The sequence below is a fragment of the Corallococcus carmarthensis genome, from assembly GCF_003611695.1.
Classification (GTDB): Bacteria; Myxococcota; Myxococcia; order Myxococcales; family Myxococcaceae; genus Corallococcus; species Corallococcus carmarthensis.
The window spans coordinates 83,624-99,904 of the sequence record NZ_RAWE01000012.1; the positions used below are offsets into that span (position 1 = coordinate 83,624).

Annotated in this window: 11 protein-coding genes; 1 reads left to right on the forward strand and 10 read right to left on the reverse strand. The window is 70.5% G+C overall.

What is annotated here, in order from left to right:
- Window positions 1-65: 65 nt before the first annotated feature.
- On the reverse strand, window positions 66-1,307 hold the full coding sequence (locus D7X32_RS05920) for an FAD-dependent oxidoreductase (RefSeq protein ID WP_120601523.1): 1,242 nt from the start codon (window positions 1,305-1,307) through the stop codon (window positions 66-68).
- Between the two features lie 176 nt (window positions 1,308-1,483).
- On the opposite strand from D7X32_RS05920, the gene D7X32_RS05925 reads away from it, so the two are divergent.
- Window positions 1,484-1,990 (forward strand): SDR family oxidoreductase, encoded by a 507-nt coding sequence (locus D7X32_RS05925; RefSeq protein WP_244238864.1) that lies wholly within the window; start codon window positions 1,484-1,486, stop codon window positions 1,988-1,990.
- A 39-nt stretch (window positions 1,991-2,029) separates the two neighbouring features.
- Here D7X32_RS05925 and D7X32_RS05930 read toward each other — a convergent pair whose 3' ends face one another.
- From D7X32_RS05930 to D7X32_RS05965, 9 genes are all read right to left on the reverse strand, one after another.
- On the reverse strand, window positions 2,030-2,785 hold the full coding sequence (locus D7X32_RS05930) for a DUF5953 family protein (protein ID WP_120601524.1): 756 nt from the start codon (window positions 2,783-2,785) through the stop codon (window positions 2,030-2,032).
- Window positions 2,782-3,468, reverse strand: coding sequence for a DUF6310 domain-containing protein (locus tag D7X32_RS05935; protein ID WP_341868119.1), 687 nt, complete (start codon window positions 3,466-3,468; stop codon window positions 2,782-2,784). The genes D7X32_RS05930 and D7X32_RS05935 overlap by 4 nt, the downstream gene beginning before the upstream one ends.
- A 237-nt stretch (window positions 3,469-3,705) precedes the next feature.
- Entirely contained in the window at window positions 3,706-4,344 is a 639-nt protein-coding gene (trhA, locus tag D7X32_RS05940) for a PAQR family membrane homeostasis protein TrhA (RefSeq protein ID WP_120601536.1), read from the reverse strand.
- A gap of 108 nt (window positions 4,345-4,452) precedes the next feature.
- Entirely contained in the window at window positions 4,453-4,596 is a 144-nt protein-coding gene (locus D7X32_RS45340; protein WP_158625617.1) for a hypothetical protein, read from the reverse strand.
- Between the two features lie 24 nt (window positions 4,597-4,620).
- The gene (locus D7X32_RS05945) at window positions 4,621-4,839 is read right to left on the reverse strand and encodes a hypothetical protein (protein ID WP_120601526.1); all 219 of its coding nucleotides are present in this window, start codon (window positions 4,837-4,839) and stop codon (window positions 4,621-4,623) included.
- 31 nt (window positions 4,840-4,870) lie between these two features.
- On the reverse strand, window positions 4,871-7,045 hold the full coding sequence (locus D7X32_RS05950; RefSeq protein WP_120601527.1) for a methyl-accepting chemotaxis protein: 2,175 nt from the start codon (window positions 7,043-7,045) through the stop codon (window positions 4,871-4,873).
- 309 nt (window positions 7,046-7,354) lie between these two features.
- Complete coding sequence (locus tag D7X32_RS05955) at window positions 7,355-8,029, reverse strand: DUF6875 domain-containing protein (protein WP_120601528.1); 675 nt, start codon at window positions 8,027-8,029, stop codon at window positions 7,355-7,357.
- A 27-nt stretch (window positions 8,030-8,056) separates the two neighbouring features.
- Entirely contained in the window at window positions 8,057-13,516 is a 5,460-nt protein-coding gene (locus D7X32_RS05960) for a non-ribosomal peptide synthetase/MFS transporter (RefSeq protein WP_120601529.1), read from the reverse strand.
- A gap of 43 nt (window positions 13,517-13,559) precedes the next feature.
- Window positions 13,560-16,281 (reverse strand): non-ribosomal peptide synthetase (locus tag D7X32_RS05965; protein ID WP_120601530.1); only part of this gene is annotated, 2,722 nt, incomplete at its 5' end.

Below are 16,281 nucleotides of genomic sequence, written 5' to 3' on the forward strand. Positions count from 1 at the left end.
GGCACGGCGGCTGCGGAACAACCGTGCCCGGAGCCGGGCCGTGGGGAGAGGCGGTTCGGCGTTCCTCAGTGAAGGGGCGGAGCGGCCGGCGAGTGGATGTGCTCGGGACGGACGCCCAGGCCGATCAGTCGCCCCGGGATGCGGCGCAGCGCCGGGATGCGCTGCAGCAGGCGGAGGGTAAGCGGCAGCCCACCGGTGTTGAAGGCCCGGCCCTGGAGCGAGCGCTCCACCACGCGGTTCTGGATGAGCACCTGGGCCCGTTGGGTGAGGCGAGTGGGGAGCTCGCGGCGCTGCTGGACGCGGCGCAGGTCCCGGGTCGTGACGTTCCGGGCTAGCAGGGGGCCCGCGAGCAGGTTGGCGGTGGCCACGGCGTCCTGCACCGCCAGGTTGATGCCCACGCCGCCCACGGGTGACATCGCGTGCGCCGCGTCGCCAATGCACAGCAGGCCGGGCTGATACCAGGTGCGCAGGCGATCCACCCGCACGGTCAGCAGCTTCACGTCGTCCCAGCTTGTGACCTCTCCTGCGCGGTCGGCGAGGAACGGCATCGACTTCGAGAAGTCGGCCCGGAAGGCGTCCAGTCCGCGCGCTTGAACGGACTCGATGCCTCCCTTGCGGATGACCCGGCCGCACTGCCACTGGTCACGCCGGTTGATGAGGAGGAAGAACTCTCCGCGCACGAAGCGGCCCAGCGGCGGATCCAGATCCTCGGGCCTGCGCGACACGCGAAACCAGAGCACGTCCATGGGGGCGCCCAGGACCTTCACCTTCAGGCCGGACTGCTCGCGCAGCGTGGACTTCCGGCCGTCCGCCGCCACCACCAGCGACGCGCGCACCTCCAGCGGACCCTCCGGCGTGCGCGCGCGGACCCCGACCGTCTGGCCCTTGCCGTCACGCACGAGGTCCGTCACCTCCGTGCGGCGCAGCAGCTGGAAGCCGGGGTACAGGGCCGCCTTGCGCGCGATGAAGTCGAGCAGGTCCCACTGCGGCATCAACACGAGGTAGCGCGCGTGCGTGGGGAGGTGGCGGAAGTCCCCCACGGTGAGGAGGTGCGCGCCGATCTGGAAGCGCAGGTCCAGGAGCTCCGAGTGGGGAAGGGCCAGCAGCTCGTCCAGCCATCCCAGCTCGTGCATCAGCTCCAGCGTGGACGGGTGGAGGGTGTCGCCCCGGAAGTCGCGAAGGAAGTCCGCGTGCTTCTCCAGCACCTTCACCTCCACGCCGGCCCTGGCCAGGAGCAACCCCAGCAGCATCCCCGCCGGGCCTCCGCCCGCGATGCAGCACTGCGTGGTGAGCGTCGGGTCGGCCATGGTGGTTCCTCCGGGGGAAAGGTTCCAACCCGCCACGGAGCGCCACACCTGGAGCCACGGCCGATGCGGCGTGCGGTGTCCGACAATCCCTCTCCACCCCAAGGGCCCGGCTGTCGCCTGGCGGTCCGTTGATGTGAATGCCTTTGCCCCATGGCTCCCGGACCCGCTTTCGTCGGATGCCTTCCCCCAGCAACGCGCCTTCACGCCGTCAGGTCGTGGGCGGGCTGGACATCCTGGACATCACCGCCGAGCAGTTCGACTGGACGGTGAAGACGAACCTCTACGCGATGTTCTGGATCACCAAGGCCGCGGTGCCGCACCTCAAGCCGGGCTCCGCCATCATCAACACCACGTCGGTGAACGCGTATGACCCGTCGGAGAACCTGCTCGACTACGCGATGACCAAGGGCGGCATCATGATCTTCACCAAGGCCCTGGCGAAGCAGCTGGCGAAGCAGGGCATCCGGGTGAACGGCGTCGCGCCGGGGCCGTTCTGGACGCCGCTCCAGGTGAGCGGAGGCCAGACGCAGGAGAACCTGGTCAAGTTCGGGGAGAACACGCCCATGGGCCGCCCCGGCCAGCCGGCGGAGCTCGCCTCCGTGTACGTGGAGCTTGCCAGCGCCCAGGCCAGCTACACCACCGGGCAGATCTACGGCGCGTCTGGCGGACGCGGCAATCCCTGACGCGTCCTGGTCGGATGACTCGGGCGCTCACCAGCCAGGTCAAGGCGCCCCACGCCCGCCGATTTCGGGGAAGCGCCCGTAGGCCCGCTTGAGCGTTTCCAGATGGGCGGGGTCGTCCAGGTCGAGGGGCGACTCGGTGAGCTGCACGATCCACCCGCCCGTCGCGGTGCGCCGCGCTCGAGAGAGCAAGTCCGTGTCGCGAGCAGGATCCGGAAACCCGATGGCCCCTGCGGAAGCGGCCGACCAGTAGTTCAGCCAGCCAAGGTAGTAGGGAATCTCGGGCGAACGGATGTGCTGGAAAAGCTTCAGGGCGGGCAACCCCCGGCGTGGGGACGGTGGTCCTTCCAGTGTGGGGGCGACCTGATACGCGATGTCCAGAGCAGCGCCGTCCGGCGTTGCCTGTCCCCAGTATGCGCGTACGCCCTCTGCCACAGCTTCAAGCACGTCCGCTGCTGCCGTGACGACGGGCGCGTCCAATGGCAACTTCGCATGGACCTGGAACTGTGGTTGACCGCCAGCGCTCGCGCTGGCGAATCGTCGCAGCCCGGAAATAGTCACGGGGTGGCTCTCGTCGCCATTGCATAGCAATGGGAGCTTTCCGCGTGTTGCTGCCTCAGCGAGCCAGGCTTCGCGTTGCAGTACCTCAATGGGACGCCCTTCTTTGTCTATTTCCCAATCCAAGCGCAAGCCAGGCAGCGCCAGCTCCACACCACGGACGACAGCGAGTGTCCGGCCGTCATCCCGCACGAGCGCGGGCGCGTAGACGTTCAGCTCGAGGCGTTTTCGTGTGGTCATCGTTTGCATCCCGTGACGACGATCTGGAGGCTGGAATCCAGTCGGATCAGCGCTTCCTTGTGTGCGGCACTGCTCACCCCAACGACGAAGCGATACCCACATGCCTCCGCGATGTTCCGATCCTCCTGGAACTCTTCCACCTGCTGTTCGATCACCCGTTCTCGCAGGTAGTCACTGTACGTATCGAATTGATACGTCTTGATCTCCCACAGCACACGCACGCCGACTTGCAGCGCATCAAAGCGCTTGCCGTTTACGAGCACGTCGTTACCGGGGTAGCGGTTGGGTGGGAATTTGTCGGCGCATTCGTTGTGCGCGTTGTCCTCGCCTGCGTGAGGTACCGGTACAGGCTCGCAACTGGCGCGCCGCGTCCTATCCACAGGCATGGGGGGCATCGGGGGCGGCCAGTCCTTCCCCGCTGGCTCCGGTTCCAACTCGGGCTTCCGCTTCGCTACAGCATCTCGGGATGCAACCATCGTTCCTCGTGAGGTCCCTGCTTCCTCGGGGTAGAGATGGCGTAGCTCATACGCATCCAGTTCCTCCTTGATCTCCGGAGCCGCCAGCACGCAGAACCCGAGTCCCACGGCAGCGGCGCCCGTGGATGCGACCGCGCATCTCCCCGTGTTGTCGTGGAACTCGACCCGGTCATGGTCGAGCGCCTGATAGCACCGCTCCACCAACACGGGCCAAGGCCGAGAAACTTCGCGAACAACGCACCGCCCACCGTCCCTCCAGGGCAGCGCCGCGGCTCGCTGAAGGTTGGCAAGCCGCGGACCGTTGGCGGCGGGCTCCTTCGTGATGGGCTCTGTCGCAGCACAGCCCGAAATGAGAAGCAGGATTGCGATACACGCGCCGAAATGCATGGTCACGGTCTTTTATCGAAGGAAGGGCGCTGCGGACACGGCAATCCCTGACGCGCCCTACCGCCCCACGAAGTCCATCAGCACGGCGTAGTGCGTGGCGGCCGCGGCGACGACCATGAGGTGGAACAGCTCGTGGTAGCCGAACACGTGGGGGACGGGGTCTGGCCAACGGCGCGCGTACACCACCGCGCCCACGGCGTAGAGCACGGCCCCGAAGAACAGCCACCCCACGCGGCCCGGGCCCATCACCCCCGGGAGGTGCCACATCACCGGGGCCGCCACGCAGCCCAGGGCCACGTAGAGCCCCGAGCGCAGCCCTCGTGACGCGGAGATGCCCGCGAGCGTGAGCGTGGCGCCCGTCAGCGCTGCGCCCCACATGAGCCAGAGCAGCCGCTGGCTCCAGCCGCCCATGGGGGCCAGCGTCGCCATGGGCGTGAAGCTCCCCGCGATGAGGATGAAGATGGCGGCGTGGTCGAACCGCCGGATCCGCTGGTACGTCGCCGCGCTCCAGGTGGGCCAGTGGTAGCCCCCGCTCACGCCGAACATCAGGACCAGGCTGCCGCCGAACACCAGGTTCGCCACGTACTGCGCGCCCTGCACCGGCACCAGCGCCATCCGCACGCAGCCCAGCAGCGCCGCCACGAACGCGATCATGTGCGACAGGCCGCGCAACCGGGGCTTCACACTCTCTTCCATGCGGTGCTCGTACTTCCGGCACGTCATGGCTTCGTCAGCGTCCGCGCGTCTGCGCGCTCCGGACGTCGCGTTCTCCACGCATCGCCCTGGCGGAGTGTCCTCGGGACGTCAGCGCGCGGCCCGGGCCGGCACCCGGCAGGCGGCGTGGCCCAGGACGACGTCCCCGTCGACGGTGCTCGTCGGCGTGGGCGTCCAGCCAGCGCGCAGCCGCGCGTCCAGCAGTTCATCGGCGTTGGGGCAGTGGTCCCACACGGAGACCGAGGTGACTCCGCCCAGTCAGGTGGTGTCGAAGACGAGGTAGCGCGTCTCTTCCCAGGGCAGCACCACGTCGTGGGTGAACTCGTCCTGGACCACCACCGCCGCCACGTCGCGCGGCGGGGTGCTCGCGAAGCCCCAGCGCACCACGTCCTGGAGCAGGGTGAGCGGCGCGAGCTGCCGCTCCAGGGTGGCGCGCCGCTCGGGCGGCAGTCCGGAGTGGTCGGTCAGGGGCACCATTCCCTGAGTGTAGCCGGGCCGGGCCCGGGCTTCACGCGGCCGCGGGCTTCTGCTGCTCGTCCAGCGTGCCGGAGCGGAGCGTCTTGACCGCGGCCCCCGACATGACCTCCGCCAGCGTCTGCACGGAGCGGGTGACGGTCCGCGTCTCCTCCACGGCCTGCAGCGTGCGCTGCATCTGGCCGGACAGCTCCTGGATGGCCTGGGCAATCTGATGCGTGCCCGAGTCCTGCTGGGCCACGGCCTGGGTGATCTGCCGCACGCTGCCGCTGGTGTCGCCGATGATGCCCGCCAGCTTCTGCAGCTGGGCGCCGGAGTTGCGGACCGCGTCCAGGCTCACCTGCACGCGCGCCTCGCCCTGTTCGCTCATCTGCGCGGCCTCGCGCATGCTCATGCTCACGCCGTCGAGCACGTCGCGGATGCGCTCGGTGGCGCGGATGGACTGGTCCGCCAGCCGGCGCATCTCCTTGGCGACCACGCCAAAGCCCTTGCCGCTGTCGCCGTTGCGCACCGCTTCGATGGCGGCGTTGATGGCCAGCATGTTGGACTGGTCCGCCAGCGTCTTCACGTCGTCGACGATGCCGGACACCTCGCGGGTGCGCGCGTCGAGCGCGAGGATGCGCGCGGCCATCTCCGACACCTCGGTGCGGATGGCGGCCAGGTCCGTCAGCGTGCGCTCCAGGGCCGTTCCGCCCTCGCGGCCCACCGCCTCCGCGCTCTCCGCCGACGCCGCGAGCAGGCGCGCCTTGTCCGCCGTCAGGTGCGAGCCCTGGCGGATCTCTTCCACGGTCTGCTCCAGCTCGCGCAGCGCCGCCGCCTGACGGCTGATGCCCACGGTCTGCTCCTCGCTGGAGGTGTGCAGCTGCTGCACGACGGCTGCCAGCTCGTCCGCGCCGCGGCCCATGCCTTCGGCCAGCAGGCGCACGTCCTTGCGGCGCGCGTCCAGCTGGTGCGTGTACTCCGCCAGCGAGCGCACCACCTCAGACGAGCGGCGCGCCACGATGCCCACGAGCGACAGCGTGAGCGCGAAGAAGCCCCAGTGCACCTGGCTGTCGGTGACCTCCATCAGGCCCAGCATCGGCAGGGTGCTGAGCAGGAGCACGAAGGTGAGGACGCCCAGGCCGGCGACGAAGATGCGCGCGTCCTTGTCTCCCTTCCACGCCTGGACCACCGCGACTCCCACGCAGACCAGCAGCCCGGGCAGCGAGTAGAGGATGAAGGCGGGCAGGAGCCGCCACGCGGCGCCCAGGTCCGCGACCACGATGATCGCCTGGAGGATGGCCGGGACGGTGACGACGGCCGCGCCCCGGCGGAGCCAGCGCAGCTTGTCCGCGCCGACGGTATCCGAGATGAACCACGCCAGGGAGGGGAGGATGGCGTACGAGCCCAGCAGCGTGACGACGCTGCCCTGGGCCGCCCCGTTCCAGAGCGCCGCGAACAGCCCGCTGGAGCCGAGCAGCAGCGCGCCCGAGCCCGCGGAGAACACGGTCAGGGCGGCGAGCATCCGCCACTGGCGGCGCAGGAGCGCGGCGCCCAGGGCTACCGCGCCAATGCCGAGCAGCAGCGTCCCCATGACGAAGGGCGCCAGCCCGGTGCGCGTCACCTCCGCGAGCAGATCCCGGTGCGAGCCGACCTTCGCGTCGCGCGTGATGCCGATGGCGGGCCCATGGGCCTGGATGCGCAGGAGCACGCGGTGGCCCAACGACGCGGGCGGCACGGGCACCAGGTGCCAGACCATGCTCTCCATCGTCTCCTGGCCGGTGGGGGTCAGGGTCCCGCTGACGTAGACGCGCTGGCCGCCGGCGTAGACCTCGACGGCGTTGGCGACGTTGCCCAGGAAGAGGGCGGGCTCCAACCAGGGGCCCTGCGGCACGGGGATGCTCAGCCAGAGGAAGGTGTTCGTCCCGCGGCCCGGGGGCTCCTTGAGCGCGTCCACGGCCTGCCAGCCCGCCGCGTCCTCCGGCTCCGTCGCCCACGTGGGAACGCCGTCAGGCCCCAGCGGCGAGTCCCCCCAGCGGAAGCGCCACCCGTCGAGCGCGGGCTGCGCCGCCGTCCGGGCCGCTTCCGCGTGCGCGGTGGGCGCGAACGCGAGGAGCATCAGCAGCACGGACGCCACGGCCGCGACCTTCGAGGCGTGGGTCTTCCGGGGGCCGCGGAAGGTGGTGGAGCTGGGACGAAAGTCGAGAGCAGAGACGCGGGAGCGACACATTCGAGACACATGCTCCAGCGCCAGGGGGTCCAAAGTAAAATGGGTCCCTGATGCCTCGCCCGCCGTGCCTCCGGGCATCGTGTCCCGCGCCCCGTCTCCGGACGCCGGAACACGCCTGGATAACAACGTAAAACATGAATTCATTGTCACAGCTCAGGGTTCTGGAGTCACGAGGACGGAGCCTACCCTGAAGGTCCAGTCCTCCTCTGGCGGCGAAGGGGGACGGGCCTTCGAGGGCCCGGCGCGAGGCCGGGCTGCAGGTTGTACTCAGGTCCCATGCGTGTCTTCGGCACAGGGCGGCCGCCCTCGTCAGCGCCGTTCGAGGACGCCCGGGTGCAGCCGGGCGATCAGCTCCTGCTGCTTCGCGGACAGCCTGCCGTTGAAGCGGGCCAGGTAGGACTCCACGAGCGTGCGCGCGTCGGTGAGGAAGGGCAGGTCGCTGGTCACCATGTGGCGGATGACGAGCATGGGCATGGGGCTCTTCAGCGGCCGGAAGTCCGGGTTCCACAGGCCGGGGTTCGTGGGCGGCGCGCCGTGGAACTGGCCCACCATCAACCCGTCCGCCACGAACACGGGCTTGAGCCGTTCCTGGGGTTCGTCGATGAGGCGCGTGTAGTCCTCCGGCCTCAGGTCCGGGAAGAGGAGGAGGATGGACTTGTACTGCGCATCCCGGCCCTCGCGAGGCTCCAGTTGGGGGAACCATTCGCGGTAGCGGAGCACCGTCGCCTCGATGTCTCCGGGCGTCAGGTCCGCGCCACGGCGGACGGTGGGGAAGAACAGCGACAGGTCCAGGGAGCGGGGCACGAAGGGACACACCAGCCCCGGCCGTCCCAGCTCCGCGTGCGGCGCGGAGAGGTAGGTCCGGGCCCAGTGCACCGTCTGCCGGGCCACGTGCAGGTCGGTGCCGGGAGGGGCGTCTCCGTCGCCGGAGAGGTCGGACAAGTCAAACAGCCAGCAGGAGGCGTCGTCGGGGTGAACGCGCATGAAGGGGTTCCTCGAAGGGGACGATGACTAGGCGGCCTTCGACAGCTGGAGGTCGGCCTGCTGTTGCAGGGCGTCCTTGTCCAGGATGACGGGATCGGGAATGGCGTCTGGCAGCGCGTCCTCCACGCGGCGCAGGGGCGCGTAGAGGAAGCCCAGGACGGTCAGCACCAGGGACAGCACGCCGGTGAGCACCACCAGCAGCGCGATGCCGCGTCCCGGGCCCTCGCCCAACAGCGGCGACAGCGCGGAAGCCACGCGTGCATCCGCGAGGAGCGGCGTGAAGAGTCCGTCCACCAACCGGCCCGCGGCGAACGCGCCCAGCGGCATCAGCGAGCGCGCCAGCATCTGGTTCGCCGCCAGCACGCGGCCCTGCAACTCAAGGCCGACCTTCACCTGCACCAACGACAGCCAGTGCGCGTTGATGAAGGCCGTGCACACGCCGATGCCCAGCATGCCCACCATGGGGAAGCCGAGCGCGGGCCGCAGCCCCATGCCCACCGCGGAGATGCCGAACAGCGCGATGAAGCCAATCATGCCGTCCATGCGCCGCCGGGTGCCGCCCCAGAGGCTCATCACCAGGCTGCCCAGGAGCATGCCGGCGCCGTTCATGGCCATCACCGAGCCCAGCTGCGCCGCCGAGGAGAAGGACAGCACCAGCGGCGTCACCAGCACGTTGGCGACGCTGGCCAGGCAGTTGCCCAGCGCGAAGAACACGGCCAGGGCGAGCAGGCCCTTGCGCTTCTGGAGGTAGCGCCAGCCCTGCGTCACCTCCTGGAGGAAGGGCTCCTCCTGCTTGCGGAAGAGGGCGGAGGGGAAGCGCACCGCGAGCAGCGTCACCAGCGCGACGGTGTAGGTCGCCACGTCCAGCAGCAGGATGCGGTGCAGCCCCAGCGCCAGCATCAGCGCACCGCCCAGCATCTGCGACAGCATCACGCCCGTGGCGCCGCCCAGCTGCGCGAAGCCGTTCGCATGGCCGATGTAGCGCTTGGGCGCGAGCTGCGCGACGGCCGCCGTGTACGCCGGTTGCCGGAAGGCGCTCGTCACCGCGCTCACCACGGCCAGGACATACAGGTGCCCCATCTGGAGCGCCCCGGACCATGACAACGCGGCGGCGATGGCGGCCGTGCCCAGCGTCAGCGCGTCGCAGGCGATCATGATCTTCCGCCGGTCCCAGCGGTCCGCGAGCGCCCCCGCGATGGGCAGCGCGAGGATGCCGGGCAACAGGCCCAGCGTGGACATCAGCGCGAAGCCGGACACCGCGCCCGTGCGCTGGTACGCCCAGACGCCCAGCGCGAACGTGGACAGGCCCGTGCCCACCATCGACACGAGCTGCCCCACCGTCACGGTGAGGAACGTGCCCAAGCCAGGCGCGGCGGTCCGCTCGGGCTCGCGAGGCACTGCCGCTGTGGCGGTCTCGATGTCCGCGACGGGGCCGTGCTTCCAGCGCGCGACCTGACGCTGCCCCAACGCGGCCAGCTCCGTCGCCTGGTGCTTCTGGAAGAAGTGGCCCGCGTGGGGGATGACCTCCAGCGAGATGGACTGGCTGAAGCGGCCCCACTCCAGGAACTCCTCCTGGTGGAACTCCGTCGCGCGGTCGCGCTCGCCCACCACGCAGACCAGGGGCGTGCGCAGGGGCGGGCCCGTCTCTCCGCGGTAGGCGCGCGTGTAGAAGTCCTCTGCCTCGCGGCCGTCGTGGCGCATGTTGCGCGCCAGGAACTCCAGCTCCACCGGGTCCTCGCCACCGGAGGCGCCGCCCGTCACCAGCAGGCCGTCCACGATGGAGCGCGTGGACACCAGACCGTCCGTGGGCAGCACCTTGCTGATGATGTCGAACAGCGCGCCCGGCAGCCGGGGCATCGGGAACGAGCCGCCCACCATGATGCCCAGCAGCGGCGCTCCGCGTTCCTCCAGGTGCCGCGCCACCGCCACGGCCATCGCCGCGCCCAGGCAGTGGCCATACAGCATGATGGGCCCCGTCACGCGCTGGAGGACTTCGTCCGCCACCTGGCGCGCGACGGTGTCGAAGGGCTGGAGCGCGTCGTCGCGGCGCGCGTAGTCGTGCCCGGGCAGCTCCACCGCGTAGAGCGCGTCCTTCGCCGCCATCCGCTCGGAGAGGTTGAGATAGGAGATGGCGCTGCCACCGCCGAAGGGCACGCACACCCAGGTGACGCCGTCCGCCTTTGCTTCCGCCTTCGTCAGCCGGTGGAGCAGGCCCTGCTTCTCCGTGGTGCCGCGCGACAGGTGCTCCGCCAGCTTGCGCACGGTGGGGAAGCGGAACAGGTCCATCACGCTCACGTCGCGGCCCATGCCGCGCACCGCGCGCACTGCCTTGAAGGACTCGCCGCCCAGCTCGAAGAAGTTGTCGTCGATGCCGACCTCGCTCACGCCGAGCACGCTTGCCCAGACGGCCGCGATGCTGGCCTCCAGTTCGTTGCGCGGCGCCACGCGAGGGCCGGCGGACGGCGCGCGTTCCGAGCTGGGCGCGGGCAGGGCGAAGCGGTCCAGCTTGCCGTTGGGGTTGAGCGGCAGCCAGGGGATGATCACGAACGCGGTCGGCACCATGTAGTCCGGCAGCGCGGCCCGGAGGCCCGTGCGCACGGCCGTGAGGACCGCGTCCGGCGTGGACGCCTCGGCTTCCGCGAGCACCACGTACGCCACCAGCCGCTTGTCGCCGGGCGTGTCCTCGCGCAGAAGCACCACCGCGTCGCGGACGCCCGCGTGGGTCTGGATGAGCGCTTCGATTTCACCGGTCTCGATGCGGTAACCGCGGATCTTCACCTGATGGTCGATGCGGCCCAGGAACGTCACCGTGCCGTCCGGTCCCAGTCGCGCCAGGTCGCCGGTGCGGTACAGGCGGCCTCCCGGCGTGTCGCCGAAGGGATCCGGGATGAAGCGCTCTGCGGTGAGGGCCGGGCGCCCCAGGTAGCCGCGCGTGACGCCCGCGCCTCCGACGTGCAGCTCGCCTGGGACACCCACGGGGACGGGCTGTCCCCTCGCGTCCAGCACGTACACGCGCGTGTTGCCCAGCGGCTTGCCCAGCGGCAGTGAAGGGCCTCGGTGCTCGGGCAGCGTGGGCGGCGGCACGTAGGTCAGCGTGGCCACGGACGTCTCCGTGGGGCCGTAGTGGTTCTGGATGATCAGGTCCGGCGCGGCCTGCCGGAGGGTGGCGATCAGGTCCCACGGGCAGGCCTCGCCCGCGAAGACGAGCCTCGCGCGGGGCAGCAGGTCCGGGAGCGCGCGCAGTGAGCGCAGCGTTTCGAAGTGGCTGGGGACCAGCTTCAGCACGTCGATGGGGTGGTGCTTCAGGTAGTCCGCGAAGGCCGCTGGATCCGCCGCGCGGTCGTGCGACAGGACATGCAGGCAGCCGCCCGTCGTGAGCGCGCCCCAGACCATGGTCGTGCCCAGGTCCGCCGCGAAGGTGGAGACGATGGCGAAGTGGCTGGCGGGCGGCGCGTCCAGTCGGCGCAGGATGCCCTCCAGGTAGTTGCCGTAGGTGCGGTGCTCCACGGCCACGCCCTTGGGCTTGCCGGTGGAGCCGGACGTGAAGAGCACGTACATCAGGTGCTCCAGTCCGTGGAGGCGCTCGGGCCGCGTGGCCGGGTGGCGCGCGAGGACTTCCGCGTCACGGTCCAGGCACACGGCGCTCAGCGAGGACGAACCGTGGAGCGGATCCGCGAGGTGCCCTTCAGTCACGACGATGCGCGCGCCCGCGTCCTCCAGCATGAAGCGCACGCGGTCCGCCGGATACGACGGATCGACGGGCACGTAGGCCGCGCCCGCCTTCAGGATGCCGAGCACTCCGACCATCGTGTCCAACGAGCGCTCCAGGTAGAGGCCTACGCGTGACTCCGGCCCCGCGCCCAGGCTCCGCAGGTGGTGCGCCAGCCGTGACGCGCGCGCATCCAGCTCGCGGTAGGTGTAGCGGCGGCCCTCGTAGGCCACGGCCGGGGCGTCCGGCGTGCGGTCCGCGTGGGACTCGAAGCGCTGCACCACGTCCAGCGCGGGCGGGTACTCCGTCCGTGTCGCGTTCCAGTCGCGGACGACGCGGGCGTACTCGTCCGGTGGCAGGAGGGGCAGGGTGGCCAGGGGCGCTTCCGGCCGCGCCGCCATGCCCGCGAGCAGTTCGCGCAGGTGGCCCACCATGCGCACGACGGTGTCCCGCTCGAAGAGGTCGGTGTTGTACGTCACGGAGCCGGTGAGGCTTGCGTCCACGTCGTCCACGGACCAGCTCAGGTCGAACTTGGACGTGCGCGTGTCGAGCGGCAGTTCCTCCACGCCCAGGTCCCCGAGCGCGGGCGTGCTCCGGGGGATGTTGTTGACGGAGAGCAGCACCTGGAACAGCGGGCCGTGCGCCAGGTTGCGCTCGGACGTCGTCGCCTCCACCAGCTTCTCGAACGGCAGCGCCTGGTGGTCGGCGACGGCGAGGAACTCATCGCGCACCCGCTGGAGCAGTTCGCGCGTGCTCGTCCTGCCCACGGGCCGCGTGCGCAGGGCCAGCGTGTTGACGAAGCAGCCCACCAATCCTTCCAGCTCGGAGGCGTCGCGCCCGGCCACGGTGGTGCCCAGGACGATGTCCTCCTGGCCGGTGTAGCGGTGAGAGAGCGCGCTCAGGCCGGAGAGCAGGACGACGAACGGGGTGACGCGCTCGCGCTGCGCCAGCGCCCGCACCGCCTGGGACAGCGCGGGCGTGAGGTCGAAGGACTCGATGGCGCCATTCGAGGTGCGCACCGAAGGGCGCGGCCGGTCCGTGGGCAGCTCCAGCAGCGCGGGGGCACCTTGCAGCCGGGCCTTGTACGCCTCCAGGTGGGACGTGAGGCCGTCGCCGGACATGCTCGCGTTCTGCCAGTGCGCGAAGTCCGCGTACTGGAGCACGGGTTCCGCCAATGGCGAGGGCTGGCCCGCGACGAACGCCGCGTAGAGCGCGCTCAGTTCCTTCAGCAGCACGCCCATGGACCAGCCGTCCGCGGCGATGTGATGCAGCGTGAGCAGCAGCACGTGCTCCGCGTCGCCCACGCGCCACAGGTCCGCGCGCAGCGGCAGGTCCTGCTCCAGGGCGAAGGGACGGCGCGCCCGGGCATCGACGGCGGCCTGGACCTGTTCGCGGCTGGCGGCGTCCGGGGCCACTTCGTGACGGGTGAGCGTCACCTGGGTCGCCGGATGTGTCACCAGCGCGGGGGCGTCATCGCGGGTCGCGTAGGTCGTGCGGAGGACCTCGTGGCGGCGCGCGACCTCCTGGAGCGCGGCCTCCAGCGCGTCGACGTGCAAGGCCCCGGTGAGGCGCAGCGCGAGCGGGATGTTGTACGCCGCGCTGTCCGCTTCCCACTGGCCCAGGAACCACAGCCGCCGCTGCACGGAGGAGACGGGCGGCTCCTCGTTCGTGGGACGGCGCGGAATGACGGGGGCGTTTGTTTCCTTGGCCCTGGCCTTCTTCAGGCGCTTCTCCAGCAAGGCCCTACGGGCATCCAACGTCGGATTCGGATCGCTCATCGTGATGGCTTCTCGGGGGTGGAGACGAGGAGGCAGCGGAGCTTCAGGATGCGCGGGAGGTGCCGGTGTCCAACTCCCGGGCGACCTCTTCGTCGCTGAGGGCGTCGATGTCGGCCATCAAGGCCTGCTCGATGCGTTCGGCGAGGGCGGCGAGGACGGGGGACTCGAAGAGCACCCTGACGGAGAGGGACACCTCGAAGCGTTCGCGCACGCGGGACATGACCTGCGCGGCGAGGATGGACTGGCCGCCCAGCGCGAAGAAGTCGTCCTCCACGCTCACGGTGGGCAGGCGCAACACCTCACACCAGAGCTCCACGAGGATCTCCTCGGTGAGCGTGCGTGGCGCGACAGGCGGTGAGGTCCGTGCACTGGCGTCGTGCGCGGGCACGGGCAGCGCGCGGCGATCCACCTTGCCATTCGGCGTGCGGGGGAACGCATCCAGGGCGATGAAGGCGGAGGGCACCATGTGTTCGGGCAGGCGCTCGCGCAGGAAGCGCGGGAGCCCGTCCAGGGCCACGGGCGTGCCGGGCGTGCCCAGCACGTAGGCGATGAGTTGCTTGCCGCCCGGGCCTCGCTCGTGGACGGCCACCAGGGCCTCGTGCACGCCGGGGTGCTGACGCAGGGTGGCTTCAATCTCTCCCAGTTCGATGCGGAAGCCGCGGATCTTCACCTGGTCGTCCACGCGGACCACGAACATCAGCGAGCCGTCCGGCAGGAACCGCGCGAGGTCGCCCGTGCGGTACAGCCGCGCTCCTGGCGTCTGCGCGAACGGATTGGGAATGAAGCGGTCCGCGGTGAGGTCCGGCCGGCCCAGGTATCCGCGCGCGAGCCCCGCGCCCCCGATGTACAGCTCTCCCGTGACGCCGGGAGGCACGGGCTCCAGCCGCGCGTCGAGCACGTACACCCGGGCATGCGGGATGGGACGGCCAATGGGTGGCGCGCCGCCGCCCGGCTGGCAACGGGCCATCGTGGTGCAGATGGTCGTCTCCGTAGGCCCATACGCGTTGATGAAGCGGCGGCCCGGGGCCCAGCGGTCGACGAGCCCGGCCGAGCACGCTTCGCCGCCCGCGATGACGGACTTGAGCGCGGGCAGCTCCGTGGAGGGCAGGGTGGCCAGCACCGACGCGGGCAACACGATGACGGTGACGGCTTCATCGCGCAGCAGGGTGGCCAGCTCCGCGCCGCCCACCACGTCCGCCGGACGCAGCAGCAGGGTCGCGCCCACCGCGAGCGTCATGAACACGTCCGACACGGAGACGTCGAACCCGAACGACACGAACTGAAGCACGGTGCTGTCCGGGAAGATGCCAAAGCCATCAATCTTCGCGAGCACCAGGTTGTAGAAGGCCTGGTGCTCCACCTCCACGCCCTTGGGCCGTCCCGTGGAGCCCGAGGTGTAGATGACGTACGCGAGGTGTTCCGGCCCCACGCCGCTGTCCCGGGGCGTCGTCGGCTGCCGCGCCAGCACCTCCGCGTCGCGCACCCAATCCACCACTGTCGGAGCGGGCTCGCCCTTCGACGCAAGGCCCGCGGCCAACGCTTCCGCGCGCGCCCCCAAGCCGGAGCCGGAGACGACGACGCGCATCCGCGAGTCGGTCATCATGAACGTGAGCCGGTCATCAGGATGCGCGGGATCCAACGGCACGTAGACGCCGCCCGCCTTCACGATTCCGAGCACCGCGCAGACCAGCTCCGGACTGCGCTCCATCAGCAACCCGACGCGCACCTCCGGGCCTACGCCCAGACTTCTCAGATGCGCGGCGGCCTGATTGGCGCGAGCGTCCAGCTCTCCGTAGGTCCACGACACGCCGCCGGACCGTACGGCGACCTTGCCGGGCTCACGCCGCGCCTGTGCCTCGAAGAGGGTGTGGCTGCATCCCGTGGGAGGCTGGCTGCCGGTGTCGTTCCAGGACTCCAGCATCCGCTGGCGTTCCTGCGTGGAGAGCATCGGCAGCGTGTCGAAGGGCGCATCCGGCCTTGCGATGGCCGCGCCCAGGAGCGCCGTGAAGTGCTCCAGCATTCGCGCGGCGGTGCCGGGCGCGAACAGGTCGGTGTTGTATTCGAGCGAGAAGGTGGGCCCTTCCGGTGGGAAGTCGACCACGAGCGTCAGGTCGAAGCGGGCCTTGTCGGTGTGGACCTCTCCGCCCGACGCGACGGTCAGCCCGGGTTGGAGCGTGGCCGGCGCGAGGCGGTCCTGCACCACCAGCATCACCTGGAACAGCGGTGCATGGGACAGCTCGCGCCGCGCGCCAAAGGCTCCCAGGACGTCGTTGAACGGCAGCGCGCCGTGCGCGTAGCCATCGAGCGCCACCTTGCGCACGCGTGCGAGCAGCTCGCGGAACGAGGGCGTCCCCTGGAGGTCCACCCGCAGCGCGAGCGTGTTGACGAAGAAGCCCATCAGGCCCTTCGACTCGGAAGGTGCCCGGGACTCGAAGGGCGTGCCCACCACCACGTCCCGTTGTCCTGAGTAGCGCGACAGCCACGCGGAGAACGCGGCGAGCAGGGCCATGAACGGTGTGGCCTGCGCTCGACGCCCCAGCGCCTCCAGGTCCGCGAGCATTCCCCGGGGCACGTCACGGGTCAGCGTGGCGCCACGGAACGTCTGGGCCGGCGGACGCGGGTGGTCCGTGGGGAGCGTCAGCACCGGCAACTCGCCGCCCAGGTGCTCCGTCCAGTACGCCAGCAGCCGTTCACGCGTGGCGCCCTGGAGTTGCTCGCGCTCCCATGCGGCGACGTCGCGCGGCTGGACGGGGAGGGCGGGAAGC

What these genes read in the sequence shown, in the direction of transcription:
- D7X32_RS05920 (WP_120601523.1), bottom strand. Translation starts at nt 1,307, where the DNA reads ATGGCCGACCCGACGCTCACCACGCAGTGCTGCATCGCGGGCGGAGGC.
- D7X32_RS05925 (WP_244238864.1), top strand. Translation starts at nt 1,484, where the DNA reads ATGCCTTCCCCCAGCAACGCGCCTTCACGCCGTCAGGTCGTGGGCGGG.
- D7X32_RS05930 (WP_120601524.1), bottom strand. Translation starts at nt 2,785, where the DNA reads ATGACCACACGAAAACGCCTCGAGCTGAACGTCTACGCGCCCGCGCTC.
- trhA (WP_120601536.1), bottom strand. Translation starts at nt 4,344, where the DNA reads ATGGAAGAGAGTGTGAAGCCCCGGTTGCGCGGCCTGTCGCACATGATC.
- D7X32_RS05945 (WP_120601526.1), bottom strand. Translation starts at nt 4,839, where the DNA reads ATGGTGCCCCTGACCGACCACTCCGGACTGCCGCCCGAGCGGCGCGCC.
- D7X32_RS05950 (WP_120601527.1), bottom strand. Translation starts at nt 7,045, where the DNA reads ATGTGTCGCTCCCGCGTCTCTGCTCTCGACTTTCGTCCCAGCTCCACC.
- D7X32_RS05955 (WP_120601528.1), bottom strand. Translation starts at nt 8,029, where the DNA reads ATGCGCGTTCACCCCGACGACGCCTCCTGCTGGCTGTTTGACTTGTCC.
- D7X32_RS05960 (WP_120601529.1), bottom strand. Translation starts at nt 13,516, where the DNA reads ATGAGCGATCCGAATCCGACGTTGGATGCCCGTAGGGCCTTGCTGGAG.